This window comes from Cupriavidus sp. SK-3 (assembly GCF_000611145.1).
In the GTDB taxonomy this organism is placed as follows: domain Bacteria; phylum Pseudomonadota; class Gammaproteobacteria; order Burkholderiales; family Burkholderiaceae; genus Cupriavidus.
Window position 1 is genome coordinate 11,412 of record NZ_JFJV02000125.1, and the last position, 23,588, is coordinate 34,999.

Genomic DNA, 23,588 nt, shown 5'->3' on the forward strand with positions numbered 1-23,588 from the left:
GCCACCACGACGACACCGCCGCGATCACGATCTCGAACAACATCAGCAGGGATACCCGATTGGCCGGAAGGCGCTGCAGCCCGTACTGGACCACCGAATTGCTCAGGACCAGGGTGGCGGCCAGGCCCAGCATCAGCGCCAGGCCGCCCCAGCCGATTGCCGGCGCCAGCGCGACGCCGCCAGGCTCCAGCCAGAGCGCGCAGGGCAAGCCGACCGCGGTGCAACCCAGGTAGACCATGACGGTGCGCAGGCGCGCATCCATTTCCGGGTAGAGCTGGCCGGCCCGGCGCGACAGCACATTGTTCACGGCGAACCCCATGCCGCCGATCAGGCCTGACCATTCAGCGGCATGCGTCGGCAGCGGCAGGCCCACTTCCGGCGTCCACAGCATCAGGCCCGCGCCGAACAGCGCCAGCGCCACCAGCAGCAAGCCGGCCGCGGACAGCTTCTCGCCAAGGAAGGCGCGGGCGAACAAGGCTGTCCACACCGGCGTCAGGTAGAACAGCAGCAAGACCCGCATCACATGGCCGTTGACGCTGCCCCACACGAACCCGGCGTTGGTCACGCCGGCCGCCAGCCCGATGGCGACAAACAGCCACGACCAGCGCAGGCCGCCCAGGTGGCGCGCGAACGCGGCCAGTGCGATCAGCGCGGCCAGCGCGCTGACCAGCGCCGCCGCCGTCATGCCGCCCAGCCCCCAGCCTGCCAGCAGCCGGTACGGAAACCAGGCGATACCCCAGACCGAGGCGCCCAGCAGGATGGACAAAGTGGATTTGAAGGCATGCGGCTCGGAACCGGCCGGGGCGCAGGAAGATGCAGGCGAAGCAGGCAGATTGCTCATAAAAGCGGGATAGGGCCGCCGGGTGGGCGGCCTGTTTGTATTCGGTATCGGAAAATCGTCCAGGGGCACACTGCGCCCCGTCCATCGGCAACCGGCATCGGGCCGAACGGGTGACTACAGGCGAGCGGGGCTTGCATCATGCAGCGCTGATGTACCGCACGGCGATCCGGCGCGCCGCCAGGCCCTTGCGGGCGCGCGGGTAAGCCCGGCAATCCTTTATAATGACCGGCTTTGAGCTTGGCCCTACCGGCCTGAACCCGACCGTGAATCCCCGCCTCGACCTGCTCCAGCCCTATCCGTTCGAAAAACTGCGCGTGATGCTGGCTGACGTCAAACCGAACGGCGCGTTGCCCGCGATCAGCTTCGGCATTGGCGAACCCAAGCATCCCACGCCCGAATTCATCAAGACGGCGCTGTCGGAGTCACTTGCGGGACTGGCGAATTATCCCACAACGGCAGGTTCGGACGCACTACGACAGTGCATAGCCGCGTGGCTGCAGCGCCGCTACGGCCTGCCGGCGGTCAATGCCGCCACCCAGGTCCTGCCGGTGACCGGCTCGCGAGAGGCGCTGTTCGCCTTCGCCCAGACCGTGGTCGACGCCAGCCAGCCTGGCGCGCTGGTGCTCTGCCCCAACCCGTTCTACCAGATCTACGAAGGCGCGGCGCTGCTGGCCGGCGCCACCCCGGTGTTCGCCAACAGCGACCCGGCGCGCAATTTCGCCCCGGCCTTCGATCGCATCTCCGCCGACACCTGGGCCAGGGTGCAACTGGTCTATGTGTGCTCCCCGGGCAACCCGACCGGCGCCGTGCTGTCGCTGGAAGACTGGCGCGAGTTGTTCGCGCTGTCCGACCACCACGGCTTCGTGATCGCCTCGGACGAGTGCTACTCGGAGATCTATTTCAAGGAAGGCGAGCCGCCATTGGGCGCGCTGGAAGCGGCGCACAAGCTGGGCCGCGCCGAAGGCACCCATCCCTTCGAGCGGCTGGTGATGTTCTCCAGCCTGTCCAAGCGCTCCAATGTGCCCGGCCTGCGCTCGGGCTTCGTGGCGGGCGACGCCGCCCTGCTGAAGAAATTCCTGCTATACCGTACCTATCACGGCGGCGCCATGAACCCGGCGGTGCAGGCAGCCAGCGTGGCCGCCTGGAACGACGAGGCCCATGTGCGCGACAACCGCGCCGCCTATGTGCGCAAGTTCACCGAAGTCACGCCGATGCTGGCCGAAGTGCTGGACGTGGCCCTGCCCGATGCCGGCTTCTACCTGTGGGCGGATGTTTCGCGCACGGGACTGACGGATACCGAATTCGCCGCCCGCCTGCTGGCCGAACAGAACGTCACCGTGCTGCCGGGCAGCTACCTGGCGCGCGAGGCCGGCGGCATCAACCCGGGCGCCAACCGCGTGCGCATGGCGCTGGTGGCCACGCCCGGGGAATGCCTGGAAGGCGCGCGCCGCATCGTCGCCTTCTGCAAGTCGCTGGGCTGAGCCCCGCGTGCAAGCCACACACTGAGTTTTGTTGTAGACAACGATCAACCACTGAAAACACGCATATGACGCAAGCACTGCAAGCCCTGATCGACCAGGCATGGGAAGACCGCGCAAGCCTCTCGCCCAAGTCCGCCCCCAACGACATCCGCGAAGCCGTGGCCAACGTGATCGGCCAGCTCGATACCGGCGCCCTGCGCGTGGCCGAGAAGCAAGGCAAGGAATGGATCGTCAACCAGTGGATCAAGAAGGCCGTGCTGCTGTCGTTCCGCCTGGAAGACAACGCGCCGATGTCCGCCGGCGGCTTCGCCCAGTTCTACGACAAGGTGCCGACCAAGTTCGCCAACTGGACCGCTGACGATTTCGCCAAGGGCGGCTTCCGCGTGGTGCCCCCGGCCGTGGCCCGCCGTGGCTCGTTCATCGCCAGGAACGCCGTGCTGATGCCGTCGTACGTCAACATTGGTGCCTACGTCGATGAAGGCACCATGGTCGACACCTGGGCCACCGTCGGTTCCTGCGCCCAGATCGGCAAGAACGTCCACCTGTCCGGTGGCGTCGGCATCGGCGGCGTGCTCGAACCGCTGCAGGCCAACCCGGTCATCATCGAAGACAACTGCTTCATCGGCGCGCGCTCGGAAGTGGTCGAAGGCGTGATCGTGGAAGAAAACTCGGTGATCTCGATGGGCGTGTACCTCGGCCAGTCGACCAAGATCTATGACCGCGAAACCGGCGAGATCCACTACGGCCGCGTGCCGGCTGGCTCGGTGGTGGTGGCGGGCAACCTGCCGTCCAAGGACGGCAAGTACAGCCTGTACTGCGCCGTGATCGTCAAGAAGGTGGACGCGCAGACCCGCGCCAAGACCAGCCTGAACGACCTGCTGCGCGGCGACTGATTTCGCCGGCAGTAAAAAAGGGGAGCAGACGCAAGCCGGAACCGTCCGCGTGCGCGGCTGGTCTGACCCGGAATGCCGGACCAGACCAGCACTCCCCTTCCCCCGCTTCCCAACGGTGTCCGCTCCACGGGCACCGCCGCCGGCATGAGCTGGCCCGCCCTTCGCAAGCGACTCATGGCCCTGGACCCGACCACCGTCACCACCGTTCTTTCGCTGTTGCCCACGATCCTCGAACAGGCCAACAAGACCATCGAGAAAATCAAGAAAGGCAAGCGCAAGGATGGCGGCGCCGACATGCCCGGCCCGGACTCGCGCGATGCGGCCGCCCGTATCGCCGACCTTGAAAACGCCGCCATGCAGCAGGCCGAGGCCGTCAAGCTGCTGGCCGAGCAACACGCCATCACCATCGAGGCGCTGCGCCGCGAGGCCGCGCGGCTGGACCGCCGGCTGCGCCTGATGACCGCGGTGGCCATGGCTGGTTTCGCGCTGGGCCTCGCCGGCCTGGTGGTCGCCCTCAACCTCTTGCTGCGCTAGCCCCGGCTGGCCCCGAATTCGCCATGACTGTCCTGCTCTACGGCATTCCCAACTGCGATACCGTCAAGAAAGCCCGCACCTGGCTCGAAGCCAACGGCGTGGACTACACCTTCCACGACTTCAAGAAGCAAGGCGTGGACGAAGCCATGCTGCGCGGCTGGCTCGCGCATGTGCCGCTGGCGACCCTGCTCAACCGCAAGGGCACGACCTGGCGCGCGCTGCCGGACGCCGACAAGGCCCGTGCCGAGCAGGAAGCCGGCGCGATTGCGCTGATGCAGCAAAGCCCTTCGCTGATCAAGCGTCCTGTGCTGGCGCACAAGGGCAATGTCAGCGTGGGGTTCTCGCCGGATAATTACGCCAGCCTCTTTTAAGCCCGATGGCAGCGCCAGGACATGCGCGCTGCCAGGATGCAAGACTCGAACAATGCACCCCGCCGGATTCCGGCGCCACGTGCCTCCTCGCTGCCACCATGAACCCCACCCTAGCCCTCACCGAAGACCTGATCCGCCGCCGCTCCGTCACGCCCGCCGATGAAGGCTGCCAGGCCGTGCTGGAGACACGCCTGAAGGCGCTCGGCTTTGCCTGCGAAGCCATCGTCAGCGGGCCTGACGATTTCCGCGTGACCAACCTGTGGGCCGTCAAGCGCGGCACGCGCGGCCACGACGGCAAGCTGCTGGCCTTCGCCGGCCACACCGACGTGGTGCCCACCGGCCCGCTGGAGCAATGGGGCTCGGACCCCTTCCTGCCCTCCCATCGCGACGGCAAGCTGTACGGCCGCGGCGCCGCCGACATGAAGACCTCGATCGCGGGCTTCGTGGTGGCCGTGGAGGAATTCGTCAAGGCGCATCCGGATCACGCCGGCTCCATCGCGTTCCTGATCACCAGCGACGAGGAAGGCCCCGCGCACGACGGCACCGTCAAGGTGGTCGAAGCGCTGAAGGCGCGTGGCGAGCGGCTTGATTACTGCGTGATCGGCGAGCCCACCTCGGTCGACACGCTCGGCGACATGGTCAAGAACGGCCGGCGCGGCTCGCTCTCGGGCAAGCTCACCGTGAAGGGCGTGCAAGGCCATATCGCCTACCCGCACCTGGCGAAGAACCCCATCCACCTGGCCGCGCCCGCGCTGGCTGAACTGGTCGGCGAGCGCTGGGACGAGGGCAATGAGTACTTCCCGCCGACCACCTGGCAGATGTCGAATATCCACGCTGGCACCGGCGCCACCAACGTGATCCCCGGCCACGTCACCGTCGACTTCAACTTCCGCTTTTCCACCGCCAGCACGCCCGAGGGCCTGAAGGCGCGCGTGCATGCCATCCTGGACCGCCACCAGCTCGAATACGACCTGGCCTGGACCCTGGGCGGCGAGCCCTTCCTGACCGCGCGCGGCGATCTCTCCGATGCGCTGGCCGGCGCCATCGCGGCGGAAACGGGCGTCAAGACCGAACTGTCCACCACCGGCGGCACCTCGGATGGCCGCTTTATCGCCAAGATCTGCCCGCAGGTGATCGAGTTCGGGCCGCCCAATGCAAGCATCCACAAGATCGACGAGCACGTGGAAGTGCGCTTTATCGAACCCCTGAAAAACATCTATCGCGGCGTGCTGGAACGTCTGATCGCCTGACCAGCCGATCACGTTATTGCCCGAACACCCGGATACAAGAAAGAACCCATGGCCACACCCTCCCCCCTGCGCACTGTGCGCGACCTGCTGCGCCTGGCGGTCTCGCGCTTCACCCAAGCCAAGCTGTCTTTTGGCCACGGCAGCGCCAACGCCTACGACGAAGCCGCCTACCTGGTCCTGCACACGCTGCACCTGCCGCTGGACACGCTCGACCCCTTCCTCGACGCGCGCCTGCTGCCCGAGGAAGTCGAGGCCGTGCTGAACGTCATCGAGCGCCGCGTCGCCGAACGCGTGCCCGCGGCCTACATTACCAACGAGGCCTTCATGCATGGCCTGCGCTTCTACGTGGATTCACGCGTGATCGTGCCGCGCAGCTTCATTGGTGAACTGCTGCAGGAAGGGCTGGAACCCTGGGTGGGCGACAGCGCCGAAATTGGCCCTGTGCTGGAACTGTGCACCGGTTCCGGCTGCCTGCCCATCATCGCCGCGCATGTCTGGCCAAAGGCCCGCATCGATGCGGTCGACATCTCGCCGGACGCGCTGGCTGTGGCTCGCCGCAATGTGGCGGACTACAAGATGGAAGACCGCATCAGCCTGTACGAGGGCGACCTGTACGCACCGCTGCCCGCGGGCGCCAAATACGATGTGATTCTCACCAACCCGCCCTACGTCAACGAAACCTCCATGCAAGCGCTGCCGGCCGAATACCAGGCCGAGCCGCGCATCGCGCTGGCTGGCGGCGACGACGGCATGGACGTGGTCCGCCGCATCATCGCCGGCGCCAAGGCGCACCTGAACCCCGGCGGGGCGCTGGTGGTGGAGATTGGCAACGAGCATGCCAACGTGGAAGCGGCATTCCCCGACCTGGAGATCGTCTGGCTGCCGGTCAGCGCCGGCGAGGAGCAGGTGTTCCTGCTGACCTATGAAGCGCTGCCTGGTTGAAGGCTTGCTCAAGACACGGCCGCAGATTCCTGCGGTCTTTTTCTTCCAGGCACCAGCAGCACCGCCGTTTTCGGCGGCTCCGCGCGGTTTTGACTGATCAAGCCGGCTGAGGCGACAACCAGCCTGACATGGCGGGGCGGTGTCAGTTTTTGTCAGTTTTGCTGTGATGCATTTGGATAGGATCGCTGTCGTTATCGACACCTGATTCCTATCCGCCATGCGTCATAAAGCCCATCGCACCCGCTGCGAGACCAACCCCGAAGTCCCGCAACACCAGCAAGCCCTTTCGCCTGCATACAGCAAACTGGCGCTCCCGTCCTGCCTGATGTTGACGCTAGCCCTGCTGGCCGGCTGCGGCGGGGATGGTTCCTCCACAACCGCCAGCCCGTCTTCCACTGGTCCGACTAGTCCCGCTCCCGCGCCCCAACCGACCTACTCCATCGGCGGCAGCATCTCCGGCCTGGCCGACGGGACCCCGATCACGCTGCTCGACAATGGCAGCGATGCGCTGACGGTGAAAGCCAGCGGCCCCTTTACCTTTGCCACGCCGATCGCCTTTAACGCCAGCTATGCGGTGACGCTGGGCGCCCAGCCGCTGTGGCATTTCTGCGCCGTCAGCAATGGCAGCGGCACGGCCACGGCCAATGTGACCAACGTGACGATCGCCTGCCCGCAGGCGCTGGCGCAAGTCACCACCGTGGCAGGCACCACCACCTCAGGCTCGGCCAACGGCGCCGGCTCCGCCGCGTCGTTCGACTTCCCGTTCGGCGCGGCGGTGGACGCCGGCGGCTACCTCTATGTGACCGATAGAAGCAACAACATGATCCGCAAGATCTCGCCCGCGGGCGTGGTCACCACCCTGGCCGGCTCCGGCGCCACAGGCAGCGCCGACGGCACCGGCTCCGCCGCGTCGTTCAACACCCCGGTCGGCGTGGCAGTGGACGGCAATGGCAACGTCTACGTGGCCGAGACGGTAGGCAACGTGGTCCGCAAGATCTCGCCCGCGGGTGTGGTCACCACCCTGGCCGGCTCCAGCGCCTCAGGCTACGCCGACGGTACCGGCGCCGCCGCGTCGTTCAACATCCCGGCCGGCCTGGCGGTGGATGCCAATGGCAACCTATACGTGGCCGATTCGCGCAACCACACGATCCGCAAGATCTCGCCCGCGGGCGTGGTCACCACCCTGGCCGGCTCCACCACCTCGGGCTCCGCCGACGGCACGGGCTCTGCAGCGTCGTTCAAGAATCCGGGTGCCGTGGCGCTGGATGCGGCCGGCAACGTCTACGTAGCCGATATGGGCAACCATATGATCCGCAAGATCACGCCCGCTGGCGCCGTCACCACCCTGGCCGGCTCCACCGCCTCGGGCTACGTCGACGGCACCGGCTCAGCCGCGTCGTTCAACGGTCCCTACGGCATCGCGGTTGACGCCATCGGCCACGTCTACGTGGCCGACACGTTCAACAACGCAATCCGCAGGATCTCGCCCGCTGGCGTGGTCATCACCCTGGCCGGATCTCTCACCTCGGGCCAGGCCGATGGCACCGGCTCCGCCGCGTCGTTCAAGAACCCGACCGGCGTCGCGGTCGACGCTGGCGGCAGCGTCTACGTGAGCGATGCGAACAACAACTTGATCCGCAAGATCACGCCAACCCGCGCGCCACAGTGACCGCATCGAACGCCGCGACAACCGGAGAAAAACAACGTATGAAACAGATCCATTCGCATGGCAAACTGGCGCTGCCATCCTGCCTCGTGCTGACACTCACGCTACTGGCTGGCTGTGGCGGGGACGGCACGCAATCAAACTACACGATCGGCGGCAGCGTCTCCGGGCTGGCCACCGGGACGCAAGTCACGCTGCTGAACAATGGCGGCGATGGGCTGACGCTGAAAGCCAGTGGCGCCTTTACCTTCGCCACGCAGGTCGCCTCCAACGCCGGCTATGCGGTCACGGTAGGCACCCAGCCGCTGGGGCAATCCTGCGCCGTCAGCAACGGCAGCGGCACGGCCACGGACAATGTGACCAACGTGGCGATCGCCTGTTCGCCGTTGCTGCCGCAAGTCACCACCCTGGCCGGGTCCGGCACCGCGGGCAGCGCCGACGGCACCGGTTCCGACGCGTCGTTCCGCAACCCGTACACCGTGGCGCTGGACGCCAGCGGCAACGTCTACGTGGCCGACAGGGGCAACAACATGATCCGCAAGATCTCGCCCGCGGGCGTGGTCACGACCCTGGCCGGCTCCGCCACCGCGGGCTCCGCCGACGGCACCGGCTCTACCGCGTCCTTCAACAATCCGTACGGCGTGGCGGTGGACGCCAGCGGCAATGTCTACGTGGCCGATGGGAACAACAACATGATCCGCAAGATCACGCCCGCGGGCATGGTCACCACCCTTGCCGGTTCCACCACCGCAGGCTCCGCCGACGGCACCGGCGCCGCCGCGGCGTTCAACAGTCCTTCTGGCATAGCGGTGGACGCCAGCGGCAATGTCTACGTGGCCGATGCGAGCAACCACATGATCCGCAAGATCACGCCCGCGGGCGTGGTCACCACCCTGACCGGCTCTCCCACCCCGGGCCGCGCCGACGGCACCGGCGCCGCCGCGTCGTTCTACGGACCGACTGGCGTGGCGGTGGATGCCGGCGGCAACCTCTACGTGGCCGAAAGGTACAACCATACGATCCGCAAGATCACGCCCGCGGGCGTGGTCACCACCCTGGCCGGCTCCGGCACCACAGGCAAGGCCGACGGTACCGGCTCTGCCGCGTCGTTCCGCAACCCATCTGCCTTGGCGGTGGACGCCGGCGGCAACCTCTACGTGGCCGATTCGTCCAACAGCATGATCCGCAAGATCACGCCCGCGGGCATGGTCACCACCCTGGCCGGCTCCGGCACCGCAGGCCGCGCCGATGGCGCCGGCCCCGCCGCATCGTTCAGGAGCCCGCTCGGCGTAGCGGTGGACACCAGCGGCGACCTTTACGTGGCCGATACGAGCAACAATATGATCCGCAAGATCGCGCAGGTTCAGTTGCCCCGGTAACCGGCGTAACGTCTGGCACTGTTTCGGATGCCGGCAGGCTGGCCGAAAGCGTCCTTCTTCGCCGACGCGAAGAAGGACTTTTTTCCATTGTCCGCCGTCCACGGCAAGGAACAGCCATCGGCAGTTCCCTCTCCCGCAAGAGAACGCCGCAGGGCAAGGCGGTTCAGCGGCCGACACCGATCAGGCAACGAGCGCCCGCTCCGGCCGCCGGATAGTCGGCCGATACCCTCACCATCCCGCCAATCCCTTCAGTACCGCCTCCCTGACCTGCTCCACCACGCTCTCGCGCCATTCATCCGTATCCCCGTAAAAGGCATGCCACATCGCCTGCCGAATCAGGTTCCGCTGGCCTTCGTCCGCCTCGGGATGCAGATGCAGCCAATGATCGCCACGCAATGCCTCCAGCACCTCGGTGACAGGCAAGGTGCCGAATTCAAGCGCGATGCCGTTGTAGGCCAGCGTCGGCAAAGTCTCCGGCACGGCCACCCAGGCCATGCCGTTGAGATTGGCCGAAGCCGACGAGCCGTCATAGATCGAAGTGACATTGCAGCCCCAGATGGCGCGCACCTTGCCGATTTCCTCTTCGCGGTCCGGACCCATATAGATAGGCTCGCCGTAGCCCCAAGGCCCCAGGCCGGTATGCAGGTCGATCCAGCGCAGGGCTTCGCGCCCGGCGCCGAAGCGCGCCAGGATGCGGCGCAGCGTGTAGTTGCTCCACGTCGCCTTGTTGCCGCCGAAGAACAGCCCTTCGGGCGCCTGATACTGGCCGGCGCTCACTGCCGCCTGGTACCAGGACAAGCCTTTCTCGGCCACGGTCTTCATCAGCGCCGCCTGGGCCGCCTCGGAAGGCGGCCACTGCTCGGGCAGCAGCATCGGCGCCACCTCGGCGTACGGCGCGTTCTCCGGCAAGGGCCTGGTGAAATCCATGAAGTTGCGGTTGAGGTCGACATTGTCCTCATTGACGCGCCGCATATGCGAGAAGCCATAGGGATTGACCGCATGCACCATCAGCAGCGCCACGCCGGCATCGGCGCACGCCTGCAGCAACTGTGCATCGCCCAGCATGGCGACCTGCGCCCCTGAACCGCAGAAGCCCTCCACGCCATGCATACCCGAAGTCACCATCAGGAAGCGCCTGGCCTCGGCGTCGCCGATCCAGGCCACATCCATGGCGAGTTCCTCGCCGGCGCTGCCGCGCTTGGTGGGATGGGGAAAATCGGTCAGCGTGGCGCCGGCGGCATGGGCGGCATCGCGGAATTTCTGCCTGGCTTCGGCATAGCTGCGGGAAAAGCTGGTGTGCAGGGACATGACAGCAGATTTCGCGCTTGGCGAGGAGTGAGGGTGCCGCTATTAAACGCCAACTTGCCTGCCAATGCCATCCGAAGCCACCCGAAGCCGGCCAGCTAGCCCTTGACACCCTTGGCGCCCTTGGCGCCCTTGGCATCCCTAATGCCTTTGGCGTCATGGGGATCCGCCTGCGGGGCCTCGCGCAGCAACAGGGAGCGGAAGGCATGCGGATGCATCTGGATGCCGGCGGCGGCGATCTGTGCGGCGGACAGCACCAGGTGCCGCGCCAGCCAGTCATGAATGCTGCGCAGGAACCTTCGCTGTTCCAGCCGGTTGGATTCCCGGATCACGCGCTCCAGCTTGACGTGGGCGGTGTAGACATCGAGCAGGTTGATGCTCTTGAGCTTGGGTGGCGTGGCCGCGCTGCGCTCGATGGCGAGGATGCGCCTGACCTGGGCATCCGGCAGTTCGCCGCTTTGCAGATAGGCCTGGTAGACCTCTTCCAGCGCCGGAAACCGCACGGTCGGCTGTACGCGGGGGACACCGGCCACCTTCTCCATGCGCAGGACCAGGTAGCGGAGGGCAGCCGCGCGACGCAGCGCGGCATCGCCAGCCTTGCCGCCACGTCCGCCGCCGGCAACGGCCCGCGCGCGCACCACGGCGGGGGTAGGCGCCTCGAATTCCTCGTTGTCCGCGGCAGTGGGCTCGGGCACGGGCTGGCCCGCATCCCGCTCCGTGTAGTCGGGAACCAGGTCGAGCAAGCCCGGTTCAGCCAGCACGGCACGCGCGCAGGCTTCGCCGAAGGGGTGCTCGTGGCCCTGTGCGTCACGCAGGATATAGGCCTGCCCGTTGCCGAAGCCGTGATGCCGGCCACGGCCGACATGCTGCCGGCAGCGCGTGCCGGGTTCGACGAAATCCTTGCGTACGGGGGTCCAGCTCCCGTCGTTGACTGCGATCATGAATCTGCGTGTGCCTGCGGTTGCCCGCGCTTGGCGGCGCTTGCCGGTACGGGCCGGCGCGCTGCGTGATGGATGCTACGGGATGCTGCGAACGGCCCGCCACCCGCGGCGCGCCACCCGCTATTGTCCACCATCGCGCCAGCGCCGGCCATGCAGGCTGGCCAATGCCCTACTTCAGCATGAACGACATCGCCGACAGGCAGTTCAGCATGCGCACGGCCGCCTGCACCGAGGCTGCCTCGAACACCAGCGTGACACCGTCCATGCGCTCCAGCGTTGGCCACTGGCAAAACAGGTCGGCGAACGCCGGGCTCTGGGTCTGCAGGCGGCACCGGATCGGGCCTTCGATCTTCAGGGGGCGCCCGTCCGCATTGCGCACCGCCAGTTCGGCGGCCGCCGCGATGGCCTCGCGCGAGGCGGCAGGCGACAGCGTGGTGCCGCTGCCGTTGCCGCCGGCTTCCTTGGTCTGCACATAGCGCACCCACGGCATCAGCGGGCGGGTTTCATCCACGAAGACATCGTCGCCGCTGGCCATCAGCACCGGCACGCCGAATTCGCCCGCCAGCGCGCCGTACAGCCCGGCCTCGCCCAGTTCCTGCCCGTTGAGCCAGATACGGGCGAACGCGCCGCTGTTGATGGTGTGCGCCAGGATGCCGCGGCTCTGCGCGCGGCCGTGGTAGCCGATCATGAAGACGCCGTCGCAGCCCTGCACGCCGGCCATCATGCCCAGGTAGCGCGGCTTGCCCAGCACCAGACGCGCGCGCGGGTCGAGCTGGTCGGGGAGCAGGTTGCGAAAGCCACCGTGCGAATCGTTGACCAGCACATCGCTCGCACCGCCCGCGAAGGCGCCCTGCACGGCGGCATTGGCCTCGGCCGTCATCCAGGCGCGGGCGCGTTCGTACTCGCCGTTGCCGGCACGCGTCTGCTCGGGATGGAAAACCCCGGCTACGCCTTCGATATCGGTGGAAATCAGGATCTTCATAGCTTGTGGAGATTCAGTTCGCCGGTGCCGTGCGCTGCAGCCATTGCGGCAGCCCGGGCATCAGTTCGCGCAGCGCGACACGCTGGTGTCCATCACGGCCATGCACGGTTTCCGCCTGCCACAGCGCATGCAGGATGGCCTGCTCGACGCTGTCGGCGGCGGCATGAAACAGCGCGTCGAGCCCGGTTTCATGCAGCATGGCCAGCGCCGGCATCGGCGCGCCGGCTTGCTGCGGCACGGTGTAGGCGGTGGAAAAAGCGAGCGCGATGTCGCCCGAACCGTGGCCGAACACCGAGCCGGTACGCGCCAGGCCCGCGCCCGCGCGTAGCGAAAGGCGGCGCAACTGGCGGGCGTCGAGCGGCGCGTCGGTGGCCAGGATCATGATGATCGAGCCCTTCTCCGGCCCGGACTCCGCCGGCGCTTGCGTATGCGCCTGGAGCCGTTCGGCCAGCACGCCGCCAAGACGCGCGCCGGCCACGGTGAAACTGGGCAAGGTGCCGAAGTTCGCCTGCACCAGCGCGCCCACATGGTATCCGCCCACCTGGCGGGATGCGGAGCCGATGCCGCCTTTCAGCCCGAACGACGACATGCCGCGCCCTGCCCCGACAGCGCCCTGCGCGAAATCCACGCTGGCCGCGGCGCAAGCCTGCGCATAGTGGGCCTCCTGCACAGCCATCGCCTGTATGTCGTTCAGGTAGCCGTCGTTGCACTCGAACACCAGCGGGTTGACCGTGGGCCAGGCGCGGCCGATCTCCGGGTTGGCCGCGATGGCCTGCCGGATCTGCGCCTGCGACAGCGCGCCCACGGCAAAGGTGTTGCTCAGCGCGATGGGCGTCTCCAGCACGCCGAGCTCTTCCACCTGCACCAGGCCCACGCTCTTGCCGAAGCCATTGAGCACGGTCGCGGCGGCCGGCACCTTGTCGGCAAACAGGTTGCCGCTATGCGGCAGCACCACCGTCACGCCGGTCTGGCAGGCGCCGTCGGCCAGCGTGCATTGGCCCACCGTCACCCCCGGCACGTCGGCGATGCTGTTGCGCGCGCCGGCTGGCAACGCGCCGATATGCGGCATGCATTCGGACATCTGCGTGCGTTCCTTAGCGCCGGTCGATCTTCGGATCCAGCGCGTCGCGCAGCCCGTCGCCCAGCAGGTTGAACGCCAGCACGGTCAGGAAGATGGCAAGGCTGGGGAAGATCGCCACGTGCGGCGCGGTCACCATGTCGGCGCGGGCTTCGTTGAGCATCGCGCCCCACTCCGGCGTGGGCGGCTGTGCGCCGAGCCCGAGGAAAGACAGGCTGGCCGCGGTGATGATCGAGGTGCCGATACGCATCGAGAAATACACCACGATGGACGAGATGGTGCCCGGCAGGATGTGCCGCATCAGGATGGTGAAGTCGGACGCGCCGATGCTGCGCGCGGCTTCCACATAGGTCAGGCGCTTGAGCATCAGCGTATTGCCGCGCACCAGGCGGGCAAAGGCCGGGATGCTGAACACCGCCACCGCGAAGATCACGTTGGTCATGCCGTTGCCGAGAATGGCGACGATGCCGATCGCCAGCAGGATGCCGGGGAAAGCGAACAGGACGTCGGAGATGCGCATCACGATGCGGTCCCACCAACCCTCGTAGTAACCGGCCAGCAAACCCAGCACGGTACCGACGATGGCGCCGATGATGACCGAGAAGAAGCCGGCCGCCAGCGAGATGCGGGCGCCGGCCAGGATGCGGCTGAAAATATCGCGCCCGAGCGAATCGACGCCGAACCAGTGCGCAGCGGAGGGGCCGGCATTGAGCGCGTCATAGTCGAAGAAATTCTCCGGGTCGTAAGGCACCAGGTGCGGCGCGAGGACCGCCACCGCCACCAGCAGCAGCACGAACACGCCGGCGCCGAGCGCCAGGTGCTGCTTGCGGAATTTGCGCCAGAACTCGGTCCAGGGCGTACGCACGGCTTCTTGCGTGGCGGCTGCGGCCGGGATGGCGGTGCCGCCGTTGGCGGGCGTCGAAAGCTGGGTCATGCCGGCCTCACTTACTTGTAACGAATGGCGGGGTTGATGACGGTGTACAGCACGTCGACCACCAGGTTGATCAGGATGAACTCGAGCGAGAACAGCAGCACCTCGGCCTGGATGACCGGGTAGTCGCGCATCTCGACCGCGTCCACCAGCAGGCGTCCGAGGCCAGGCCAGTTGAACACCTTCTCCACCACGATCGAGCCGCCCAGCAGGAAGCCGAACTGCAGGCCCATCATGGTCACCACGGGAATCATGGCGTTGCGCAGGCAGTGCTTGGCCACCACCAGGAACTCGCCCACGCCCTTGGCGCGCGCGGTGCGCACGAAATCCTCGTTCAGCACTTCAACGAAGGAGGCGCGGGTGAAGCGGGCCATCACGGCGGCCACCGCGGCGCCCAGCGTGATGGACGGCAAGATGTAGTGCTTCCAGGTATCGGCGCCAATCGACGGCAGCCAGCCCAGCTGCACCGAGAACACTTCCATCAGCAGCATGCCGAGCGCGAAGGCGGGAAAGGAAATGCCCGACACCGCCAGCGTCATGCCGAAACGGTCGGGCCAGCGATTGCGCCAGACCGCCGAACTGATCCCGATCACCATGCCGAAGATCACCGCCCACACCATCGAGGCCAGCGTCAGGTACAGCGTCGGCATGAAGCGGTCGCCGATTTCCTCGCTGACCGGGCGCTTGGTGCGCAGCGAATTGCCGAACTCCCAGCGCAGGGCGTTCGAGAAGAAGTTCACGAACTGCTCGGGCATCGGCTTGTCCAGCCCGAGATCGCGGCGCACCAGTTCCACCGTGGCCTGGTCAGCCTCGGGGCCGGCCGCGAGCCGGGCGGGATCGCCCGGCAACAGGTGGACGAACAGGAACACCAGCACTGCCACGATCAGCAATGTGGGGATCACGCCCAGGAATCGTTTAAGAAAGTAGTTCAGCATGAAGCACCGGATGATTAGAGACCGCGGGCCGCCCGCCCTGCCCCCGCATCTGTGGGCAGGCGGCCGTGCACGGCTTACTGCGCTGTACCGCCAAGCGATGGCTGAGAGCGTGGCGCCTGCTTGTGGGACGCGCCACGCGTCGTGCCGATACGCTTACTCTTACTGCTTGATATCGATTTCGTCGAAGCTGAACGAACCGTCGGGCATCACGTAGGCGCCGGTCAGGCGCTTGGCGCGCGCGAACAGCACCTTCTCGGTCACCAGGAAGGCCCAGGGCGCATCCTTCCAGATATGTTCCTGCGCGTCCTTGTACAGGCGGGCCTTCTCGCCGCGCTCGGTGGTGCGCAGCGCGCCGGCGATGTCGGCGTCGACCTGGTCGTTCTTGTAGTAGGCGGTGTTCAGCAGCTTGGGCGGCATCGACTCGGAAGCCAGCAGCGGGCGCAGCGCCCAGTCCGACTCGCCGGTCGACGACGACCAGCCCACGTAGTACATGCGCACGCCGGCGTCTTCCGGCTTCTGCACGCTCTCCACCTTCTCCACGCGCTGGCCGGCTTCGAGCGCCTGCACCTGCGCCTTGATGCCGACCTGCTGCAACTGCTGCTGCACGAACTGGATCACCTTCTGCGCGGTGGTGTGGTTGTAGGCGGACCACAGCGTGGTCTCGAAGCCGTTCGGGTAGCCGGCTTCCTTCAGCAGCGCGCGCGCCTTGGCCGGGTCATACGGCCACGGGCCCAGCTTCTCGGCATAGTCCACGCCCGCGGGCACCACGCCATCGGACGGCGTGGCGTAGCCGGCAAACGCGACCTTGGCCAACGCTTCCTTGTTGATGGCGTAATTGATGGCCTGGCGCACCTTCGGGTCGTTGAACGGCTTGACCATGGTGTTCATGGTCAGGTAGCGCTGGATGATCGACGGCGAGGCGATCAGGTCCACTTTGGCGCTGCCCTTGAGCACGGCCGCCTGCTCGAACGGAATGCTGAAGGCGAAGTCCGCTTCGCCAGTCTGCATGATGGCGGCGCGGGTGTTGTTGTCCACCACCGGTTTCCAGGTGATGGTGTCGATCCTGGGATAGCCGGTCTTCCAGAAACCGGCGAACTTCTTGCCTTTCAGGTGATCGGGCTGCTTCCACTCCACGAACTCGAACGGGCCGGTGCCGACCGGGTGGAAGGCGATGTCCTTGCCGTATTTCTGCAGCGCGGCGGGCGAGATCATCACGGCGGACGGATGGGCCAGCACGTTGATGAACGGCGAGAACGGCTCCTTCAGCGTGACCTTGACGGTGTTGGCGTCGACCACGTCGGTCTTGGCCACGCGGTTGAACAGCGTGTAGCGCTTGAGCTTGTTGGCCGGGTTGGTGACGCGGTCGAAGTTGGCCTTGACGGCGGCGGCATCGAAGGTGGTGCCGTCGTGGAACTTCACGTTCTTCTTCAGCTTGATGGTGTACGTCAGGCCGTCCTTGCTGGCTTCATAACTCTCGGCCAGCACGTTGATCAGCTTCATGTCCTTGTCGAAGCCGAACAGGCCCTGGTAGAAGGACTTGGCGGCGGCTTGCGACAGCGTGTCGTTGGCGTCGTACGGGTCGAGCGTGGTGAAGGTGGAATACACCGCCATCACGGCATCCTTGGCGGCAAAGGCGGGACCTGCGCCAAGCGCGGCCAGGGCCAGGCCACCGGCGATCAACTTCGAAGGGACCAAACGGGACATCATCGATTCTCCTTGGGAAATTCTTCGGTTCATGCTTAGGTTCAATAAGCGCCGCCAATGGCGTGCCGGGCTACAAAATGATGGGAAGCGGCATTGCCGCCAACCGCCACCAGGGGCTGTACCAGCGGCTCATCGCCGAGCGCGCGGATCGGGCTGGGCATCTCGTCCGAGAGCGGCTCGCGCTTGAGGTGGCGGCGCGCCGGATCGGCGATCGGCACGGCCGACATCAGCTTCCTGGTGTACGGGTGCTGCGGGTTCTCGAAGATCGCGCGGCGCGGGCCGATCTCGACGATCTGGCCCAGGTACATGACCGCGACGCGGTGGCTCACACGCTCCACCACCGCCATGTCGTGCGAGATAAACAGGAAGGCGATGCCCAGTTCGCGCTGCAGGTCGAGCATCAGGTTGACGATCTGCGCCTGGATGGAGACATCGAGCGCGGAGACCGATTCGTCGGCCACCACCACCTTCGGGTTGAGCGCCAGGGCGCGGGCGATGCAGATGCGCTGGCGCTGGCCGCCCGAGAACTCATGCGGATAGCGCGAGGCATGCGCCGCAGGCAGGCCGACCTTCTCCAGCAGCCACGCCACCCGTTGCTCGGCCTCCTTGCCGCTGGCGACCTTGTGCACCAGCAGCGGCTCCATGATGGAGTAGCCCACCGGCACGCGCGGATCGAGCGAGGCGAACGGGTCCTGGAAGATGAACTGGATATTGCGGCGCAGGGTCTGCAGGGCGCCGCCGCGCATCTGGCTGATGTCCTGCCCGTTGAACTCGATGGTGCCGCTCTGGCTGTCGACCAGGCGCAGCAGCGAGCGCCCGGTGGTGGACTTGCCGCAGCCGGACTCACCCACCAGCGCCAGCGTCTCGCCGGGGTAGAGGTCGAAGCTCACGCGCTCCACCGCATGCACGCGGCGCGCCACGCGGCCCAGCAGGCCGCCCGGCACGTCGAAGCGGGTCACCAGGTCGCGCACGCGCAGGATGGGCGAGGCGTGCGCCGGCACCGTGTCCTGCGGCACCGGCGCCACCGGCTCGCCCTCTTCCAGTTGCACCAGCGGGAACTTGGCCGGCCAGTCAGTGCCGCGCATGGCGCCCAGCTTGGGCACGGCGGACAGCAGCGCGCGGGTGTACGGATGCGCCGGCTTGCCGAACACCTGTTCGGACGTGCCCTCCTCCACCTTCTCGCCGCGGAACATCACCAGCACGCGGTCGGCCACTTCGGCCACCACGCCCATGTCGTGGGTGATGAAGACCACGGCCATGTCCATCTCGGCCTGCAGGTTGCGGATCAGCTGCAGGATCTCGGCCTGGATGGTCACATCGAGCGCCGTGGTGGGCTCGTCGGCAATCAGCAGCGCCGGCTTGCACGACAGCGCCATGGCGATCATCACGCGCTGGCGCATGCCGCCGGAGAGCTGGTGCGGGAAGCGGTCCAGCACGCGGCGCGCTTCGGGAATGCGCACGATCTCCAGCATGCGCAGCGCTTCGGCGCGCGCCTCGGCGCGGCTCTTGCCCTGGTGCAGGCGGATCGATTCGGCAATCTGCTCGCCGACCGGGAACACCGGGTTGAGCGAGGTCATCGGCTCCTGGAAGATCATCGCCACGTCGCTGCCGCGCACGCCGCGCATGGTGGCGCCGTCTGCGGTGGCGAGATCGAGCACCGCGCCGTTGCGGCGGCGCAGCGCCATGCTGCCGCTGGCGATCTTGCCGCCGCCGTGTTCCACAAGGCGCATCAGCGCGAGGGAGGTCACCGACTTGCCCGACCCCGATTCGCCCACCACGGCCAGCGTTTCGCCGCGATCGACGTGGAAAGACAGGTTGCGCACCGCGTCCACCGTGCGCTCCGAGGTGGAGAAACGCACGCTGAGATCGTTGACGGAAACCACCCGTTGCGGTGGCAGGACGATGGTCGACTTGGAAGAGGATGCAGCCACTGGGCCCCCTTAGTGCCTAGGTTGATGCTTTGCTTGATGCTCTGCTTGGTGCTTTGCCTGGTGCTTTGCCTGGTGCGGTGCGGATGCCGTGCCCTGGCACGCTCACCCGTAGATCCACACATTGGCCGCTTCGCCCACCCGGGCGAAACCGCGGTACATGCCTTCGGTATTGAAGGGCAGCGTGACGTTGCCTTCGCGGTCCACCGCGATCAGGCCGCCGCGGCCATTAATGGCGGGCAGCTTGTCCATCACCACCCGGCGCGCGGCTTCCTCCAGCGGCAGGCCGGCGTAGCGCATCTGCGCCGCCACGTCGTAGGCGGCCACCGTGCGGATGAACATTTCGCCGGTACCGGTGGTGGAAACCGCGGCCACGTCGTCGGCAAAGCAGCCGGCGCCGACGATGGGCGTATCGCCCACCCGGCCCACCTGCTTGTTGGTAACGCCGCCGGTGGACGTCGCCGCGGCGAGGCGCCCTTGCGCGTCGAACGCAACGGCGCCTACCGTGCCGAACTTGTTGTCCGGGTCGATCGGCTCGGCGGCCAGCGTGGCGGCATCGTGATCCAGCAGGGTCATGCCGCTGGCGGCGCGGGCGCGTTCCCACTGATCGGTGCGCGCCTGCGTGAAGTAGTAGCCGGGCGCGACAAGCTCCAGGCCCTGCGCTTGCGCAAATGACTCGGCGCCTTCGCCGGCGAACAGCACGTGCTCGCTCTTTTCCATGACCGCGCGCGCGGCCAGCACCGGATTGCGCAGCCGCCTGACGCAGGCCACGGCGCCGGCGCCCAGCGTGGCGCCGTCCATGATGGCGGCGTCCAGCTCATAGGTACCGGCGTGGGTCAGCACGGCGCCCTTGCCCGCATTGAACAGCGGGCAATCCTCAAGCAGGCGCACGGCCTCGGTCACGGCGTCGAGCGCGCTGCCGCCATCGGCCAGCACACGCTGGCCGGCTTCAAGCACGGCGCTGAGCGCGGCGGTGTATTCGGCCTCCTTGGCGGGGTTCATGGCGGCACGGGTGATGGTGCCGGCGCCGCCGTGGATGGCGATGACTGGGGTGTTCATTGGATTCACGATGCGTTCGGGGTAGTGTTCTTGCGGCGTGCCGGGGCACGTCTGGTGCGGCCTTCGGCAGCCTCGTCCTGGCGCGGCTCGCGCGCGTCGCGCCCTTGTCCGGGCGGGGCGCCGTGCAGCCACGGCAACAGGAACTCGGTCATCTCGGCGGCCGCCTTCACGGCATGCGCGGCGCGGTAGGCCACGGCGCCGCACAGCGCTTCGATGTAGGCGAGCACCGCGGCGTCCGAGTTGGCGGAAAGCTGGCGGCCGGTATGCGCGTACAGCGCGATATCGGCGAGCGACGCCAGCGGCGAGGTGGGCGCGTCGGTCAGCGCCAGGATGCGCGCGCCACGCGAGCGGGCGCGCCGGGCGATGGTCACGGTGTCGTACACGTAGCGCGGGAAACCGATCACGATCAGCAGGTCGCTGCGCTGCAGCTTGAACAACTGGCGCGCGGCGGTGGACGCGCCCCCGGCGCCGGATACCGAAATCACCGTGCGGCAGGACATGTCCAGCCCATGTTGCAACAACCCGGCGAGGAAACCGCTGGCGCCGAAGCCCACCACGAAGATGCGCTCGGCGCCCAGGATGGCCTCCACCGCGCGTTCGCAGGTCTCGGCATCGAGCGCGCGGCGCGAGGCCTCCAGGTTGCGCACGTCCTCTTCCAGCGAGGCGGCGAACACTTCGGCCACCGTGACCGGACGCGCCAGTTCGGTGCGTAGTTTCTCAACGGGTGCAAGGGTGGCTTCGAAACCGCGCACCAGTTCGGCGCGAAACTGCGGAAAACCCTCGAATCCCAGCGCGCGCGCGAAGCGATTGGCGGTGGCCACGGACACCTCCACGGCATCGGCGAATTCGTCGATACGCATGGTGGCAGCACGGAAGGGGTTGCCCAGCACATACTCCGCCATGCGCTGGTGCGCCGGCGTCAGCGTGGGCAAGGCGCGGGCAATACGCTCCGTGATGGAAGCGCTACCGTTGCCGCCATTGCCGCCATTGCCGCCGTCAGGGGCAGCCTTGCCGGGAGAGCCTTGGGTACCGTTGGACATGACGCGTGCTTTTGGTTGGTTGGAGATGCGCGCACCAGGAGTCAGGTTTTCATCCGGCGCATCGATGTAAATAAATTTACACGCAAAGCGCGTACCATGAAAATAGAGTTTTACCAGCCCAAGGGTTTCCACCTAGGACTGCTATACACTGGCCCGGCTCCATGGGGTGCACAAAGCACTTTCATGGGCGGCGCGCGCGCAGCGCGTTGCGCATCCCGGAGGCATCGCCATACGAAGCGGCTACAATGCCGGGTTGCCCCGTGCCATGCCGGGGCCGGATTGACCGAACGCCCAGACCCGCCCTTCTCCAGCCTCTCCCTCCCGTGATCCGAATCGACCAGCTAGTCCTCCAGCGCGGCACCAAGGTGCTGTTCGACCACACCAGCGTGACGCTGAACCCCGGCGAGCGCGTCGGCCTTGTCGGCGCCAACGGCAGCGGCAAGTCGACCTTGTTCGCCATGCTGCGCGGCGAGCTGCAGGCGGACGGCGGCGACGTGGCGATTCCGCCGCAGTGGCGCACCGCCCATGTGGCGCAGGAAACCCCGGCCGTGATGCGCAGCGCGGTGGAATACGTCATCGACGGCGACACCCAGTTACGCGATATCGAAGCGCGCATCGCCGCGGCCCAGGCCAGCGGCGACGGCACCGCGGAGGGCGATGCCCACGCAGCGTTTGCCGATGCCGACGGCTACACCGCACCGGCGCGGGCCGAAGCGCTGCTGCTGGGCCTGGGCTTCACGCTGCCGCAGGTGTCGCAGCCGGTGGCCTCCTTCTCGGGCGGCTGGCGCATGCGGCTGAATCTGGCGCAGGCGCTGATGTGCCCGTCCGACCTGCTGCTGCTCGACGAACCCACCAATCACCTGGATCTGGATGCCATCGTCTGGCTGGAAGACTGGCTGGCGCGCTATCCCGGCACCCTGGTGATGATTTCCCACGATCGCGAGTTCCTCGATGCGATCTGCAACGTCACGGTGCATATCGAGAACCAGCAGTTGCGCCGCTACGGCGGCAACTACAGCCAGTTCGAAACGCTGCGCCTGCAGCAGATGGCCTTGCAACAGTCCGCCTACTCGCGCCAGCAGAAAGAGATCGCCCACCTCGAATCCTTCATCACCCGCTTCAAGGCCAAGGCCAGCAAGGCACGCCAGGCGCAGAGCCGGGTCAAGGCGCTGGAGAAGATGGAGCGGCTGGCGCCGGTGCATATCGCCGCGGGCTTTGCCTTCGAGTTCCGCGAGCCGGATTCGGCGCCCAACCCGATGATGGTGCTGGAAAGGGTGGACTGCGGCTATCCCGCGCCCGCGCCGGATGCGCCGCCCGTGACCATCCTGCATAACCTCACGCTATCGATCCAGACCGGCCAGCGCATCGGCCTGCTGGGCGCCAACGGCCAGGGCAAGTCGACGCTGGTGAAGACGCTGGCCGGCTCGCAGGAAGCGCTGGCCGGCACGCTGCGCCTGGGCAAGGGGCTGCAGATCGGCTACTTCGCCCAGCACCAGCTGGAAACGCTGCGCGACCAGGACTCGCCGCTGCAGCACCTGGCGCGGCTCGCGCCGGACACGCGCGAGCAGGAGCTGCGCGACTTCCTCGGCAGCTTCAATTTCCGCGGCGACATGGCCACCGCATCGATCGAGCCGTTCTCCGGCGGCGAGAAGGCACGCCTGGCGCTGTCGCTGATCGTCTGGCAGAAGCCCAACCTGCTGCTGCTCGACGAACCGACCAACCACCTGGACCTCGACACCCGCGAGGCACTCACCATGGCGCTGGCGCAGTTCGAGGGCACGCTGATCGTGGTCTCGCACGACCGGCACCTGCTGCGCGCCACCACCGACCAGTTCATCCTGGTAGCGGACGGCACCATCAAACCCTTCGACGGCGACCTGGACGACTATCGCGACTGGCTGCTGCAGCAAGCCGCCGCCAAGCGCAACGCGGCCAGCGCCTCGCACGCGCCGGCGGACGGCGATGCCTCGGCAACATCGAACGCCAACCGCCGCGACCAGCGGCGCGCCGAAGCGGACGAACGCCAGCGCCTGACGCAGTTGCGCAAGCCGCTGACCAAGGAACTGGAAAAGGTGGAGAAGCGCATGGCCGTGCTGCAACAGGCCAAGACCGAGATCGACGCCTTCATGGCCGACGAGACCAGTTATGCGGAAGCCAACAAGGCCAGGCTGATGGAGATGCTCAAGCGCCAGGGCGAAGTCGGCGGCGAGCTGGACACGCTGGAGGAGCGCTGGCTCGAACTGCAGGAGCAGATCGAACAGATCGTGTAAGCATGCGAGGGATGCCGGGGGCGCCAGCCCCCGGGAAGCGCGCGCCGGCAGCAGCCGG

At 67.1% G+C, this 23,588-nt stretch carries 20 protein-coding genes; 9 read left to right on the top strand and 11 right to left on the bottom strand.

Features of this window, described 5'->3' with window-relative positions; translation table 11 throughout:
* Nucleotides 1-841: DMT family transporter (locus tag CF70_RS12650; protein WP_035865072.1), on the bottom strand; the 841-nt coding region annotated here is incomplete at its 3' end.
* A gap of 263 nt (nt 842-1,104) precedes the next feature.
* Between CF70_RS12650 and dapC the strand changes: the two genes are divergently transcribed.
* From dapC to CF70_RS12690, 8 genes are all read left to right on the top strand, one after another.
* The gene (dapC, locus tag CF70_RS12655) at nt 1,105-2,322 is read left to right on the top strand and encodes a succinyldiaminopimelate transaminase (protein WP_035865074.1); all 1,218 of its coding nucleotides are present in this window, start codon (nt 1,105-1,107) and stop codon (nt 2,320-2,322) included.
* A gap of 65 nt (nt 2,323-2,387) precedes the next feature.
* A complete protein-coding gene (gene dapD / locus CF70_RS12660) occupies nt 2,388-3,215 on the top strand; it encodes a 2,3,4,5-tetrahydropyridine-2,6-dicarboxylate N-succinyltransferase (RefSeq protein ID WP_035864908.1) in 828 nt (275 codons plus the stop codon).
* A gap of 174 nt (nt 3,216-3,389) precedes the next feature.
* Nucleotides 3,390-3,749, top strand: a complete 360-nt coding sequence (locus CF70_RS12665; RefSeq protein WP_035865076.1) for a hypothetical protein — start codon at nt 3,390-3,392, stop codon at nt 3,747-3,749.
* 23 nt (nt 3,750-3,772) lie between these two features.
* Nucleotides 3,773-4,120, top strand: a complete 348-nt coding sequence (locus CF70_RS12670; RefSeq protein ID WP_035864909.1) for an ArsC family reductase — start codon at nt 3,773-3,775, stop codon at nt 4,118-4,120.
* Between the two features lie 98 nt (nt 4,121-4,218).
* Nucleotides 4,219-5,370 (top strand): succinyl-diaminopimelate desuccinylase, encoded by a 1,152-nt coding sequence (gene dapE, locus CF70_RS12675; protein WP_035864910.1) that lies wholly within the window; start codon nt 4,219-4,221, stop codon nt 5,368-5,370.
* A gap of 48 nt (nt 5,371-5,418) precedes the next feature.
* Nucleotides 5,419-6,312, top strand: coding sequence for a 50S ribosomal protein L3 N(5)-glutamine methyltransferase (prmB, locus tag CF70_RS12680; protein WP_035864911.1), 894 nt, complete (start codon nt 5,419-5,421; stop codon nt 6,310-6,312).
* A gap of 217 nt (nt 6,313-6,529) precedes the next feature.
* On the top strand, nt 6,530-7,981 hold the full coding sequence (locus CF70_RS12685) for an NHL repeat-containing protein (RefSeq protein WP_200876742.1): 1,452 nt from the start codon (nt 6,530-6,532) through the stop codon (nt 7,979-7,981).
* A gap of 38 nt (nt 7,982-8,019) precedes the next feature.
* A complete protein-coding gene (locus CF70_RS12690; protein ID WP_051648345.1) occupies nt 8,020-9,357 on the top strand; it encodes an NHL repeat-containing protein in 1,338 nt (445 codons plus the stop codon).
* Between the two features lie 228 nt (nt 9,358-9,585).
* Here the strand turns inward: CF70_RS12690 and CF70_RS12695 are convergent, their stop codons facing one another.
* The 10 genes from CF70_RS12695 to CF70_RS12740 all read right to left on the bottom strand — a co-directional run bounded on the left by CF70_RS12695 (nt 9,586) and on the right by CF70_RS12740 (nt 21,260).
* Nucleotides 9,586-10,665, bottom strand: coding sequence for a M14 family metallopeptidase (locus CF70_RS12695; RefSeq protein WP_035864912.1), 1,080 nt, complete (start codon nt 10,663-10,665; stop codon nt 9,586-9,588).
* 95 nt (nt 10,666-10,760) lie between these two features.
* Nucleotides 10,761-11,603: a hypothetical protein gene (locus tag CF70_RS12700; RefSeq protein WP_035864913.1), complete on the bottom strand. Its 843-nt coding sequence runs from the start codon at nt 11,601-11,603 to the stop codon at nt 10,761-10,763.
* A 169-nt stretch (nt 11,604-11,772) separates the two neighbouring features.
* Nucleotides 11,773-12,585: a M55 family metallopeptidase gene (locus CF70_RS12705; RefSeq protein ID WP_035864916.1), complete on the bottom strand. Its 813-nt coding sequence runs from the start codon at nt 12,583-12,585 to the stop codon at nt 11,773-11,775.
* Nucleotides 12,586-12,598: 13 nt separating this feature from the next.
* Nucleotides 12,599-13,666, bottom strand: a complete 1,068-nt coding sequence (locus CF70_RS12710; RefSeq protein WP_035864918.1) for a P1 family peptidase — start codon at nt 13,664-13,666, stop codon at nt 12,599-12,601.
* A gap of 13 nt (nt 13,667-13,679) precedes the next feature.
* The gene (gene gsiD / locus CF70_RS12715; protein WP_035864920.1) at nt 13,680-14,597 is read right to left on the bottom strand and encodes a glutathione ABC transporter permease GsiD; all 918 of its coding nucleotides are present in this window, start codon (nt 14,595-14,597) and stop codon (nt 13,680-13,682) included.
* 11 nt (nt 14,598-14,608) lie between these two features.
* Nucleotides 14,609-15,529 carry a glutathione ABC transporter permease GsiC gene (gene gsiC / locus CF70_RS12720; RefSeq protein WP_035864923.1) on the bottom strand — a complete coding sequence of 307 codons (921 nt, stop codon included), beginning with the start codon at nt 15,527-15,529 and terminating at the stop codon, nt 14,609-14,611.
* 159 nt (nt 15,530-15,688) lie between these two features.
* Nucleotides 15,689-17,236: a glutathione ABC transporter substrate-binding protein GsiB gene (gsiB, locus tag CF70_RS12725; protein ID WP_035864925.1), complete on the bottom strand. Its 1,548-nt coding sequence runs from the start codon at nt 17,234-17,236 to the stop codon at nt 15,689-15,691.
* Between the two features lie 38 nt (nt 17,237-17,274).
* Nucleotides 17,275-19,164 (bottom strand): dipeptide ABC transporter ATP-binding protein, encoded by a 1,890-nt coding sequence (locus CF70_RS12730; protein WP_035864929.1) that lies wholly within the window; start codon nt 19,162-19,164, stop codon nt 17,275-17,277.
* A gap of 102 nt (nt 19,165-19,266) precedes the next feature.
* Complete coding sequence (locus CF70_RS12735; protein ID WP_035864931.1) at nt 19,267-20,220, bottom strand: isoaspartyl peptidase/L-asparaginase family protein; 954 nt, start codon at nt 20,218-20,220, stop codon at nt 19,267-19,269.
* Between the two features lie 5 nt (nt 20,221-20,225).
* Nucleotides 20,226-21,260 carry a MurR/RpiR family transcriptional regulator gene (locus CF70_RS12740; protein WP_081862159.1) on the bottom strand — a complete coding sequence of 345 codons (1,035 nt, stop codon included), beginning with the start codon at nt 21,258-21,260 and terminating at the stop codon, nt 20,226-20,228.
* A 323-nt stretch (nt 21,261-21,583) separates the two neighbouring features.
* On the opposite strand from CF70_RS12740, the gene CF70_RS12745 reads away from it, so the two are divergent.
* Nucleotides 21,584-23,530, top strand: coding sequence for an ATP-binding cassette domain-containing protein (locus tag CF70_RS12745; protein WP_035864933.1), 1,947 nt, complete (start codon nt 21,584-21,586; stop codon nt 23,528-23,530).
* Nucleotides 23,531-23,588: the final 58 nt, after the last annotated feature.